The organism is Mucilaginibacter gynuensis (assembly GCF_039541195.1).
GTDB lineage: Bacteria > Bacteroidota > Bacteroidia > Sphingobacteriales > Sphingobacteriaceae > Mucilaginibacter > Mucilaginibacter gynuensis.
Genome location: NZ_BAABFT010000017.1, coordinates 1 through 11,902 on the forward strand (window position 1 = coordinate 1; position 11,902 = coordinate 11,902).

The 11,902-nt window shown below is 43.8% G+C and carries 12 protein-coding genes; 4 read left to right on the forward strand and 8 right to left on the reverse strand.

Annotated features, from left to right (window positions below; genetic code table 11):
- Positions 1 to 188 (forward strand): integrase core domain-containing protein (locus ABD894_RS22955; protein ID WP_345213428.1); only part of this gene is annotated, 188 nt, incomplete at its 5' end.
- A 67-nt stretch (positions 189 to 255) separates the two neighbouring features.
- Here the strand turns inward: ABD894_RS22955 and ABD894_RS22960 are convergent.
- From ABD894_RS22960 to ABD894_RS22970, 3 genes are all read right to left on the reverse strand, one after another.
- Entirely contained in the window at positions 256 to 507 is a 252-nt protein-coding gene (locus ABD894_RS22960; RefSeq protein WP_345213429.1) for a DUF1456 family protein, read from the reverse strand.
- Between the two features lie 110 nt (positions 508 to 617).
- Entirely contained in the window at positions 618 to 983 is a 366-nt protein-coding gene (locus ABD894_RS22965; protein WP_345213430.1) for a winged helix-turn-helix transcriptional regulator, read from the reverse strand.
- A 143-nt stretch (positions 984 to 1,126) separates the two neighbouring features.
- A complete protein-coding gene (locus ABD894_RS22970) occupies positions 1,127 to 2,203 on the reverse strand; it encodes a PAS domain-containing sensor histidine kinase (RefSeq protein WP_345213431.1) in 1,077 nt (358 codons plus the stop codon).
- Positions 2,204 to 2,480: 277 nt separating this feature from the next.
- Here ABD894_RS22970 and ABD894_RS22975 point away from each other — a divergent pair, with 277 nt between their 5' ends.
- Entirely contained in the window at positions 2,481 to 3,998 is a 1,518-nt protein-coding gene (locus ABD894_RS22975; RefSeq protein WP_345213432.1) for a DUF4394 domain-containing protein, read from the forward strand.
- Positions 3,999 to 4,159: 161 nt separating this feature from the next.
- Here ABD894_RS22975 and ABD894_RS22980 read toward each other — a convergent pair whose 3' ends face one another.
- The 5 genes from ABD894_RS22980 to rsfS form a co-directional block, all read right to left on the reverse strand.
- Positions 4,160 to 6,679 (reverse strand): alpha-L-rhamnosidase C-terminal domain-containing protein, encoded by a 2,520-nt coding sequence (locus tag ABD894_RS22980; RefSeq protein WP_345213433.1) that lies wholly within the window; start codon positions 6,677 to 6,679, stop codon positions 4,160 to 4,162.
- Positions 6,680 to 7,012: 333 nt separating this feature from the next.
- Positions 7,013 to 7,303, reverse strand: a complete 291-nt coding sequence (locus tag ABD894_RS22985; RefSeq protein ID WP_345213434.1) for a hypothetical protein — start codon at positions 7,301 to 7,303, stop codon at positions 7,013 to 7,015.
- Between the two features lie 65 nt (positions 7,304 to 7,368).
- Positions 7,369 to 8,007, reverse strand: a complete 639-nt coding sequence (locus ABD894_RS22990; RefSeq protein ID WP_345213435.1) for a LutC/YkgG family protein — start codon at positions 8,005 to 8,007, stop codon at positions 7,369 to 7,371.
- Between the two features lie 57 nt (positions 8,008 to 8,064).
- The gene (gene ftsH, locus ABD894_RS22995; RefSeq protein WP_345213436.1) at positions 8,065 to 10,185 is read right to left on the reverse strand and encodes an ATP-dependent zinc metalloprotease FtsH; all 2,121 of its coding nucleotides are present in this window, start codon (positions 10,183 to 10,185) and stop codon (positions 8,065 to 8,067) included.
- Between the two features lie 67 nt (positions 10,186 to 10,252).
- Entirely contained in the window at positions 10,253 to 10,627 is a 375-nt protein-coding gene (gene rsfS, locus ABD894_RS23000; protein WP_345213437.1) for a ribosome silencing factor, read from the reverse strand.
- 46 nt (positions 10,628 to 10,673) lie between these two features.
- Between rsfS and ABD894_RS23005 the strand changes: the two genes are divergently transcribed.
- Both ABD894_RS23005 and ABD894_RS23010 read left to right on the forward strand, forming a co-directional pair.
- Positions 10,674 to 11,450, forward strand: coding sequence for a biotin--[acetyl-CoA-carboxylase] ligase (locus ABD894_RS23005; RefSeq protein WP_345213438.1), 777 nt, complete (start codon positions 10,674 to 10,676; stop codon positions 11,448 to 11,450).
- The gene (locus ABD894_RS23010) at positions 11,450 to 11,896 is read left to right on the forward strand and encodes a protein-disulfide reductase DsbD domain-containing protein (RefSeq protein WP_345213439.1); all 447 of its coding nucleotides are present in this window, start codon (positions 11,450 to 11,452) and stop codon (positions 11,894 to 11,896) included. The genes ABD894_RS23005 and ABD894_RS23010 overlap by 1 nt, the downstream gene beginning before the upstream one ends.
- The last annotated feature ends 6 nt before the right edge of the window (positions 11,897 to 11,902 follow it).

Here is an 11,902-nt window from a genome sequence, read left to right on the forward strand (position 1 = left end):
ATGGAAAGGTGGAACGCTTCTGGAGAACACTCAAAGAAGACCTCATCGAAGAAACCGACTTTGACAGCCTTGAAGAGTTCGAAGATGAGCTGGTACAATACCTGGTGTACTATAACTGGGAAAGACCTCATCAGGGAATTGGAGGCAAAAAACCTATCGATATGATCACCCTAAACAACAAATCATAAATTAACTAATCTGTCCTCGAATTAATAAACCCTTACAGCAATGACAACATTGTTTTTGACCTGATAATTAATTGCTATCAGATGGTTTTGCAGGCGCTTTCTCTCTTGGGCCGCGTTTGTAAATGATCAGTCCGTTCAAAAAATTGCGAAGTATCTGGTCGCCGCAAGGTTTAAAATTAGGGTGATCGTCATTACGGAATATCGCGCCGATCTCGGTTTTGGTGATGCGGAAGTTTACCAGTTCCAGCACCTTTATAATATCATCATCAGTAAACTTTAAAGCTACCCGCAGCTTCTTCATTATATCGTTATTGCTCATTTCTGTTTACGCTTGTACATCAAAGGTAAGTAAAAAGGCGCATGTGCATAATTCTGTATATGATGAGCCTTAAAACGTGATAGGGTCAGCATCTATTTTGGCGCGACAAATTAGGTCACCACAGGTTGAGCCCTCTTTTTAATTTGGATGCCTTGCGACTGTTCAAAATTAACTACCCAATCGCACATTGAGCGTAAAATGGGCAGCAGCGCCAGCCCCTGTTCTGTTAAAGTATACTCTACACGTGGGGGCAGTTCAATAAAAGATTCGCGCAGTACCAGTCCGTCTTCTTCCAGCTCTTTCAATTGCTCAGTAAGTACTTTACGGGTAATGAGCGGTATGTTGGTATCCAGCTGACCAAAACGCAGTCTGCCGGTATTAATGCTGAAAATAATGATGGGTTTCCATTTGGTACCTATGGTGGCCATGGTACGGGTCATGGGGCAATCCGCCCCCGAAAGTTTGCTCTCTCTCATAACATATATTGGTTATAATAAGGCTCCCTCTCTCTAAATCCATTGGTATAATTAAGAAACTATCAACGGTAACCTTATGATACAAATATAATGATATGAAATATATTCTACCTGTTTAGTGGGCAAAAAGCTTAAATAAAACGCTATTTAAAGGTTATTATGAACCTTGCGCCCGCGTTTAGCTTACTTTCTACAGTTATTTCGCCGCCAAGGCTGGTAATATGGTGGTATACGAGGTACAAACCTATGCCTTTGCTATCGGCATTATTACCAAACTTTTGATTAAAACCGAAAAGACGGTCCTTTACCTTTATCATATCGAAACCGAGCCCGTTATCGGCCACGATCAGTTTGGTTTTGCCGTTCTCTCTTTCGGTGTAAATATTTATCTGCGGACCAACCTCGGGCCGGGCATATTTTATGGCGTTAGATATGAGGTTTAAAAAAACGCTTTCGAGATAAGCCCTGTTGAACACCACTGTTTCGGCAGCCGAAAAATCGGTATTGATGGTTACCCTGGAGCTGAACAGCAGCGAGTTTAACGACCGCAGTACAATGGCCAGGGAATCGTTTACATTCAGTTCTTCGGTGATGATGTTTTGCGTGCTTTTTTGTATCAGCACATCAACATAGTTATTAAGCGTGGTTTTAAGACTTTCGGCCGCCGATTTTAATACATCTATAAACATCAGCGTATCGTCGTCCTTTATTTTAGATAGATCCATCAGGTCGAACCCCAGCAGCAGGTTGCTTACGGGTGTACGCAAATCGTGCGATGTCATGTAGGCCAAATGCTTCAAATCGTTGTTGGTTTGCGCGAGGTCGTCTATCAATTGGTCGCGTTCCTCTTCAAGCTTCTTTTTATGGGTGATGTTCTTTGCTATCGCGAAAACCACCTGTTGATCGGCTACGGGCATCGATGTCCACGATAGCCAGACTATCTCGCCGCTTTTGGTCACATAGCGGTTCTCGAAATTGAGCAGCGGGGTATCGTTCAGCAGCGATTCGCGATTGCGTGCCGTAACATCTTTATCACCGGTAAAAATAAATTCGTGGATGGGGCGTGCCAGCAATTCCTCAGGGGTATACCCCAGTAATTTTGAAACCGCAGGGTTGATCTTTTTAAAATAGCCATCGTATCCGGCAATGCACAGCAGATCAGCAGACAGTTCAAAAAAAAGATCCAGGTTGTACGGCTTATCAGCGTTCGGGCTACTCACGTAAGTTGAATTAACAAGTTAATAGTAAAAGGTTTAGCTACTTGCAGCCATGGCTAAATTAATTATTTTTTAGGGGTATAGCAATATACATAAAATGCAACAAGCTATTGTTACGTTTTAAATATTATCAACGTATATAAAAAAGGGTATGGCATACTTTTTTGCGGATGCTGCCCGTTTAAACCTGCGCAATTTGCTTTACCGATTTAATAAGCGATACTGAACCAAATTACATTTGCTGCTATCAGCTATTTATTATTACTTTTAAATATAAATTATGAGAACAAACAAACTTTTATCGATAACGAAATACGCTGTTATTGGCGCTTTCGTGTTAGGCCTGGCATCCTGTGCCAAGGAAAATAAACCCAACCCCGATTTTACAGTAGGGCCAAATATTAATTTTTTTGCATTAACTGAGGATAATAGACTATCCTTAATTAATGCGCAAACCGGGCCGGTTGATGGGCAATTGGCTATTACCGGACTGCAAACCGGAGAAAAAATACTGAGTATTGATTTCAGGCCGGCTACCGGCCAGCTTTATGGCTTAGGCAGCACCAGCCGTATCTACATTATTAATTTTAATACAGGTGTGGCAAGGGCTGTTAACAGCACGCCTTTTACACCTGCACTTAGCGGCACCCTGGCCAATTTGGATTTTAACCCGGTGGTTGATCGTATCCGCGTAGTAACCAATACCGGGCAAAACCTGCGGATAAATCCTGAAACAGGTGAGGTAGCCAGTGTTGACCAAGCTATAGCCGCGACTAATAAAATAGCTTCCATCGCTTACAGTGATAACAAAGCAGGAGCGGTAGCCGCCATATTATACGATATTGATGCCGCTACTGATAAGCTATACCGTCAGGAACCCGCTAATAGCGGCACATTAGTTGCAGTGGGCGATTTAGGCGTTGATGCTGAAGAAGGCGGCGGTTTTGATGTTGGCCCCGATGGCACCGCGCTTGCTGCGATAAATATTGCAGGCAAATCAACCCTTGTTACTATTAATGGCAATACCGGAAAAACCACCAAAATAGGCAGCTTTAGTACTAAACTGGCAGATATAGCTATCCCGACAGATCCGGTTAGTTACGTAATTGGCCCCGATAATCAGTTTGTTATTTATAACCCGAACACTGGCTCAACTACCACATTTGCTGTAACGGGCCTGCAACCCGGCGAAAATATACTGGGCATTGATATGCGCCCATTGAACGGACAAATATACGCTTTGGGCAGCACCAGCCGCTTATATACGCTTAATGCGGCATCGGGCGCGGCTACTGTTGTTAATGGCGGCACGGTATTCTCTACTCCATTATCAGGCACAAGTTTCGGGTTTGATTTTAACCCAACGGTTGATATGATACGCGTGGTAAGCAATACCGGGCAAAACCTGCGTATAAATCCAACAACGGCCGACCTTACTTCGGTTGACGCGGCATTAAACCCCGGCATACCATCTATAGTATCAATAGCTTACCATAACAATTACGCGGGCGCGTTGAACTCTACCTTGTACGATATTGACAGCCAAACCGATATGCTGTACAAGCAAGATCCTCCGAATGACGGTAAGCTTGTGCCTGTAGGTCAGCTAAATATTGATATTACTGCCACCGGCGGTTTTGATATAGGAGGTACCAGTAATTTAGCCTATGGTATTTTCACCACATCAGACGGTAAAACAAAATTTTATAATGTAAACCTATCCACCGGAGCTACAACTGCCGGTCGCGATTTTCCGCTTAATAACATCCGCGGATTTACAGTTGGTTTAGGTTTTTAAATATTAGTTTACACTATTAAACACGAAACCCGCTTTATCATGGTAGAGCGGGTTTCGTGTTAAACAAAACAGGTTATTATAGTTGCTTTATACTTACACAATGAGGACTATGTACAAGATTAAAGATGTGCTAATAAGCCTATTTTGATATCCTGTTAGACTTATTTTACCGGGTCAAAAAATATCCCGCTCAATGCCGCATTATCACCGCGCACGAGGTTGATCCTGAATTTGGCTGATTTGTTATAGCAATAAGTGAGGTAAGCGCCGCCCGCAGAATCTTCAACAATTTTTACCGGAGCTACCAGGTTTGATGTTTCCGCGTCGAACATTTCAACCGCTATCTTTCGGCCCTTACGGTCCCAGTCTAAAAAATAGAGTGATACTTTATAGTCGTGCGTGCCTTTTATGGTAATGGTAGAAGTAAAGGTATATCCCACCTGGTCGCCATCCATGGCATATAAACAGGCGGCGGTTCGGGCGCCAGAGTTAGCCGCGTTTGATGATAACGCCCTGCTGTCAGTTGTGTTTGTTGCCCATACAACGTTATTGGGTTGGCCGTTGCCCTTTATCTTATAATAATCAACAGCGGTAACATAGGCAGGGAAGCTTTTTTTGTCGTTCCCGTTGCCATTATAATTACATAGCACATAACCATCTTTTCCGTAGATATTGCCCCAATTGCCGCCCGTAAGGGAGTCTGCTCCGATGTATTTGGCAGCATAGGATTCGCGCGGGTCAACATATTTAGGCGTAGAGCCGCTATATTCAACAACTACCGAATATTTGCCGGGCTGCACACCTGTAAGGTAAACAAACTGCTCATCGGCATTTGCACCGCCAATGCCTGTAACTGAATGATAAACGCCGTTCCATACCGGTTTGCCATTTACCTTTATGCTCCTGATGTTTTTTTCAACCTTTGGGATCCCGATGCGGCCAGCTGTGCCGGGCGGTACGGTAAACTCGCATAGCCCCGTTGTAACATTAAAACTCGCGCTTATAGCGCCGTGTGGTGTTGGTGTTGTTCCGGATACTTTAGTAAGTGTGCGGCCGGGATGCGGTAGTATTTCAAATGTGGCAAAGCCGGGCGATGCTGGTTTTATGCCGAGTACTTCTTCGCTCAGCCATTTGGTAACACCGGCGCCCCATGGGTGGCATAAACTGGTGAACCCGCATTGATTATTAGGCACCGCGCCATTGAGGCCGGTAACGGCGTTCCATGATGGGCGGTAGTCTTCAAAAAAGGTAGTGCCGCCATATTTTATCTGCCCGCCCCAAAGGTCGCGGATGGAGCTTAGGGCATCGTCGTATTTATTCAATAGGGCAAAAGCCTGTATTACAAAATACTGGTTGAAGGGAGAATAGGAAACACGGTTTACCCTATCCGTGAAGCTTTTTTCGTAGATGGCCTTTTTCTCGCCGGGGTTTAATAAGCCGGTAGTAACGGCGTCTGTGCCGGCATGCAAGCCAAAATTGTGGTACCAGGCAGCGTCCTTTTTCAGCACGTTCATCTTTTCTGTTGCGTAGTCGCGGTATTTGTTCTGAAGATCCTTGCGGCCATAAATAGCCATAGCTGCTGAAAACTCGTTCCATACCCTTATGGAGAGCATTTTGTAAGCGTTTTGCGGTTCGGCAAGGTTAGGGTGTTCAAAGCCCGCGCCGAGGCGTTCGTCCCAGCCATAATATTCGAGGTTAGGATTGGTGCCGTAAACCTTGTAAGCGTCATCCAGCTTGTTGCAGGCATTATCTATATAGGTCTTCAACGTCCCGGTATCGCCGGTATATTTATAGTAGTCTATAAGGCTCAAAACCCAGTAAAGCGCGTAGCTGCGGATGCCGTTACTTTGCGTAGAGGTATAAGCAATGTTTTGCTTTACAAAATCATAATTGCCGAATGCTACCATGGAGGCCGCCTGTGAGGGATGCGCGTCTCCGGTCCACGAGAACCTGTCGCCCCGGTTCATTAGTATCGCGCCTAAGTAATCTTTCAGCAGGTTCAACTTTACCGTATAAGCCCCGGTATACCAAATGCGGGTAAGCATGGTATCGCTGCACGAAAAGCTGCCGTTATAATTAGTCGGTTTTATTTGGCAAACCAAACGTACGCCCGTAATATGCCAGTTTTTAGGGAACGACCGTACATGTATCCACCCAAAACGAACTCCTTCATATAGTTCGGGGTTGAGCTCAAGTCGGTAGGTGTTTCCGTATTTTTTTGGCGATAAGGTTTTTACCGGATAGCTGGATGCATCAACAGGCGGCTCGTTAAATTCACTTATGCTCATTTCTACTTTGCCGCTCAGGTCGGGACTGTCAAATTCAAGCCAGGCGGCATTTTCCTGCCCAAAATCAAAGCGGATGCTTCCTTCGCCATTCACAACGATAGTTTTGTCTTTTTTGAACCCGGCCATGTTGAAGCTTCGCGCGTTTGAAACCGACCAGCTAAGAGGCTGAAGGATATAACTCTCCAACCCATCGTTTGCCTTTGGGTTGGCCCAGGTGTAACCAATGGTAGGATCGGGCGAGAGCTTGTTGACAATACCGTTTTTACTCGCGGATATCAGCGGATAACCGTTGAATTGTGCTTGAGTAGAGTTGCTGTACCCTGTTAAACATGCAAAAAAAACGATTACAAAATAAACTTTCGGGCAGGCAAAGGCACGTGTAAAATGAACCATAAGAGAAGGGATTTGAACCGGTTATTATAATATAGGTTATAATACTAAGTTACCCCGTGCAATTTAAACTACCCTTGTAGTAAAACGGCTATTATTTGCACTTTTTGATAAAAAGAAACATCTTGCCAGTGAGGTACCCACACAGGATACAGTTGATTGAAGGGTGCTTATTTACGAAGAATTTGAATCAGAGAGCGGTGCATATATAACAAAAGAGAGCGCACATAATTACGCGAGATTTTACACGAAAAACGATTTGTAATTTTTGGTAAGGGGGGCGATAACCGGTCAATTGATTGTTAAATTGGCAGCCTCAGTTCTACATATATATTCTCAATCAAGAAAATGTAATACCAACTGCTCCCACTCATCATCCAGTGATACTCTTGGGCGTTTTTGCTGTGCTTTGTTATACCAGTAATCGGCATTCCAAATATCACCCTCTTTACGATGGAGATAGGCATGTACCCATGCCGAAGCTTGGTCATTTAGATGATCAATCTGTGCATGAGCATTGTGCCAATCGCCTTTCCCATCATACCACAAACTTTTTAACTGCACAGAGAGCCTGTCAACCGGTTTTTCTAAATTCAATGATTCTTTAAATTCTGTTAATGTTTTCATTGGTTAAAACAGGATGAAATATCAAATACCTTTTTTAGTCTCGAACCCCGAATCTGAAACCTCTCTTACCCATCCAGCAGAAACACGAACAGCTCTTTGGGGCCGTGGGCTCCTAATACCAGTGTTTTTTCTATGTCGGCTGTGCGGCTGGGGCCGGTGATGTTGGTGATCATGGAGGGCAGGTTTGTGCCGTATTTCTTCTTCAGCAGTTTCAGACCGTCTTTAACCTCTAAAACCAATTGCGAGGTGTAGGCCAGTACAATATGCACCGGCGGATAAATGCTCAACCTGCGCCCTGCCATGCCCGCGTTTGAGAGCATGATGCTGCCGTTACGGGCTATCAGCGCTTCGCACAGGGTAAAACCTACCTGTGCCTGGTCAAAATCTTTATCGGTTTCAAAATAAGGATATTCGTACTGGGTAAGGATGTTTTGCAGTTCGGGTTCCCAGCAGTATATTTTGTGCCACTTGCGCTCTTCGGCGAGGGTAAGCAGGTTTTCAATAAACTGGATATCATCCTCACAAAAAACAAACTGCCCGGCCGCTTCGGTGAATTGCTCGGCGAAAAGTACCTCCAGCATTTCTTCATTAGCGGGATACAATGGCAGATCTTCAAGGTTTGGATAGGGATTGTCCCTTTTTTCCAGCAGCGCCTTGCGGATCTTTTTCAGCAGTTTCTCTTTCGGTGTAGTAATATCCCTCATTATAAAACAGTAAAGCCATTCGCGGTTAGGCGAATGGCTTTATATCATTAATTGTTTTTACTTCGTATCTGTACCGTTAGCTTCTTTCTCTTCAGGGTTACGGTTAAACGTACCTGAATGATCGCTAATGCCTTCGTGCACTAAGTTTTGTGCAACAGGATCCTGGTTTGATTCAGTCGCGCCGTTCACAAATTCATCATAAGTAGTACGATGATCAAACGGACGTTTACCCAATATTTCTTCCAAATCAGATTGGAACAGGATCTCTTTTTCCAATAGCTTGTTAGCCAGTTTCTCTAAACCATCGCGTTTGTCAAGCAGCAATTGTTTGGTACGCTCGTAAACGGTGTTGATCTGATTACGAACTTCCTGATCAATCAGTTCTGATGTTTTTTCTGAATATGGCTTGTTGAACTGGTACTCGCCTTGTGTATCGTTAAACGAAACGTTACCTACCTTATCATTCATACCATAAATGGTAACCATAGCGTAGGCAAGTTTGGTAATGCGTTCCAAATCGTTTTGGGCACCGGTTGATATTTTACCAAAGGTGATATCCTCCGCCACACGACCGCCAAGCGTCATACTCATACCATCAAGCAATTGCTCGGTAGTGTATAAGAATTGCTCTTTCGGCAGGTATTGCGCGTAACCTAAAGCGGCAACACCACGCGGAACAATAGATACCTTAACCAACGGATCGGCATGCTCCAGGAACCAGCCTGCAATAGCGTGACCGGCCTCATGGTAAGCCACAATACGTTTCTCTTCCGGAGAGATGATCTTGTTCTTTTTCTCTAAACCACCAATTACACGGTCAATAGCATCCTGAAAATCCTGCATATCAACCGCCTCTTTGTTTTTACGGGCAGCGATAAGCGCTGCTTCGTTACAAACGTTGGCAATTTCGGCACCGGCAAAACCAGGGGTTTGTGCCGATAGTTTTTTAGCATCAACACCTTCGGCCAGTTTAACCGGTTTTAAGTGCACTTTAAAGATCTGCTCGCGGCCAACCAAATCCGGTTTGTCGATAGATACCTGTCTGTCAAAACGTCCGGGACGTAATAAGGCAGAGTCAAGTACATCGGGGCGGTTGGTAGCAGCCAGTATGATGATACCAGAATCGGTACCGAAACCATCCATCTCCACCAATAACTGGTTCAGGGTGTTTTCGCGTTCGTCGTTACCACCTACAATATTGTTTTTGCCACGGGCACGGCCGATAGCATCAATCTCATCAATAAAGATGATACATGGCGCCTTATCTTTAGCCTGGCGGAACAAATCACGTACACGTGATGCACCCACACCCACAAACATCTCCACAAAGTCAGAACCTGAAAGTGAGAAGAAAGGCACCTGCGCCTCGCCTGCAACGGCTTTGGCCAATAATGTTTTACCTGTACCCGGCGAACCTACCAGCAATGCGCCTTTAGGAATTTTACCACCCAGGTTGGTATATTTTTTAGGGTTTTTAAGGAAATCTACAATTTCCATTACCTCTTGCTTGGCTTCTTCCAAACCGGCAACATCGTTAAATGTTACCGATACCTGGGCTTCTTTATCAAACAAGGTAGCTTTTGATTTACCAATGTTGAAGATCTGACCACCCGGGCCACCGCCTGAACCGCCCGACATGCGACGCATGATGAACAGCCAAACAACTACCAGCAATACGCCCATAATAATAAACTGGAACAGCGAGTTAGTTAACCAATTCTCGTGTTGTTCGTATACTATCGGGGTTTTTTCGCTATCAGGTATGTTTTTTTCTGAATTGGCTATGGAGTTTTTAAGGCTTTCGTAGGTTGCATCAGTAAAGTTATACTGTGGTCCGCTCGATGGGTTCATGGTGAACGAGCGCTGATCTGTCTTTACGTCTTTATATTGCGGCTTGGCAAGGCTGTTCTTTTTAATGTAAACCTCGGCCACTACAAGCTCGCCGTTTTTATATACCACGATCTTCTCCACATCGCGCTGGCTCAGCATTTCACTTTCAAAACGCTGAAAACTGATGGTTCGGCCGTTGCTGCCGCCAATAATGGTTGGCACAACCAGCAATGCAACTATCAGTATGCCGTAAAGCCACATAATATTAAACTTAGGTGGCTTAGGAGTTATCTTCTTATTCGAAATTTTCCGAATTGGTTTTGGTTTTTCCAAGTTATTATCTTTCATGTTAATACAGGCTCAAACATACAATCAATATTTCAAAATAAACAGGGGTTGTATGATGTACGTAGGTTTAAGCGCTTTTATAATTTTTTATCTCTGCATCCCCCCACAGATCTTCCATTCCGTAGAATTCTCTTTTGTCGGTCCTGAAAATGTGGATCACCACATCTATATAGTCCAGCAATATCCATTCGCTGTATTCCAAGCCCTCTTTTCTCCAGGGTTCTTGCTGCGTAGCCTTAAAAATTTCATCCTCAACACTGTTGGCAATGGCGCGCACCTGTGTTGACGAATCGGCATGGCATATCACGAAATAATCAGATACTGAACTGAATATGTTCCGAAGGTCTAACCTCACTATATCATTCCCTTTCTTTTCCTGAATGCCGTGAATGGCGAGTTCGGAAATATAAGCGGACTCTTTTAACGCTTTGTTTTTTACCATCAAAAAGACTTAGTTTTGAACGATTTTAAGTTTTAGATATTATACTTTGCAAAATAACATATTTTCGGGATTATTTGTTGGACAAAATTTAGTAACAATTAAACAAATTGACTCCACCAACACATTCCTCAAGAATTTACTGTCAAATTCCAAGCCAGTACCCGAAGGAACGGTCATTATGGCAGAAGAGCAGTATGCAGGCCGTGGTCAGCAACAAAACGGATGGCATGCCGAGCCGGGCAAAAACCTTACTTTTAGCTTGCTGCTTAACCCCTCTTTTTTGCCTGTAAATCAGCAATTTGATTTGGTTCGCGTTGTAAGTTTGGGTGTGCACAACGCGCTTAAGCAGCATTTAGGCAGCTTATTAAAAATAAAATGGCCGAATGATGTATATTACGCCGACAAAAAGTTGGGCGGCATACTCATTGAAAATATAGTGCAGGGCAGCACTATTAAACATGCCGTGGTTGGCATAGGTATCAATGTAAATCAGGATGTATTTCCGGCGCATGTGCCTAATCCTGCGTCAGTTAAGCAAATCTTACAAAGGGATTACGATTTACGGCTTTTATTGTCAGAAATTTGCAGCCACATTGAAGCTGCCTATCTGCGCTTAAAAGCAGGCAATGTGACTGAAATACGCGAAGAGTATTTAGCCGCTTTATACTGGTTAAACGAAGAGAGAGAATATAAGTCAAACAATTCCGTTTTCACAGGTAATATTACCGGCGTTAAAGAGAACGGGCTGTTGGTTGTAAACAGCGACAACCGCGAATTGATGTTCGACTTAAAACAAATTGAATTTTTAAACAAAACAATATAATGAAGAAGTTACTGACCTTGTTAACTGTTATTTTATTTAGCACCGGAGCTTTCGCGCAAATTGAAGCGCATGTAAAGTGGTCGTACGCGGCCAAAAAGGTGAATGCTAAAGAGGCCATCGTATTTTTAAAAGCCACTATTGACGAAGGCTGGCACGTTTACTCGCAAAATGTAAAAGAAGGCGGCCCGGTTAAAACATCGTTTGTATTTACCCCTTCAAAAGAATATACGCTTGTTGGCAAACCAAGCGAACCAAAAGGTATTACCCGTAACGAAAAAGTATTTGGCATGGATGTTACCTTTTTTGAAACGTCTGCCATTTTTCAGCAAAAAATAAAATTGAACGGAAAAGCCGCCACAGTAAAAGGCAGCTTAGAGTTTATGACCTGTAACGATACCAAATGCTTACCACCGGAACAAGTATCGTTTAGTATTCCAGTTAAATAATCCCGG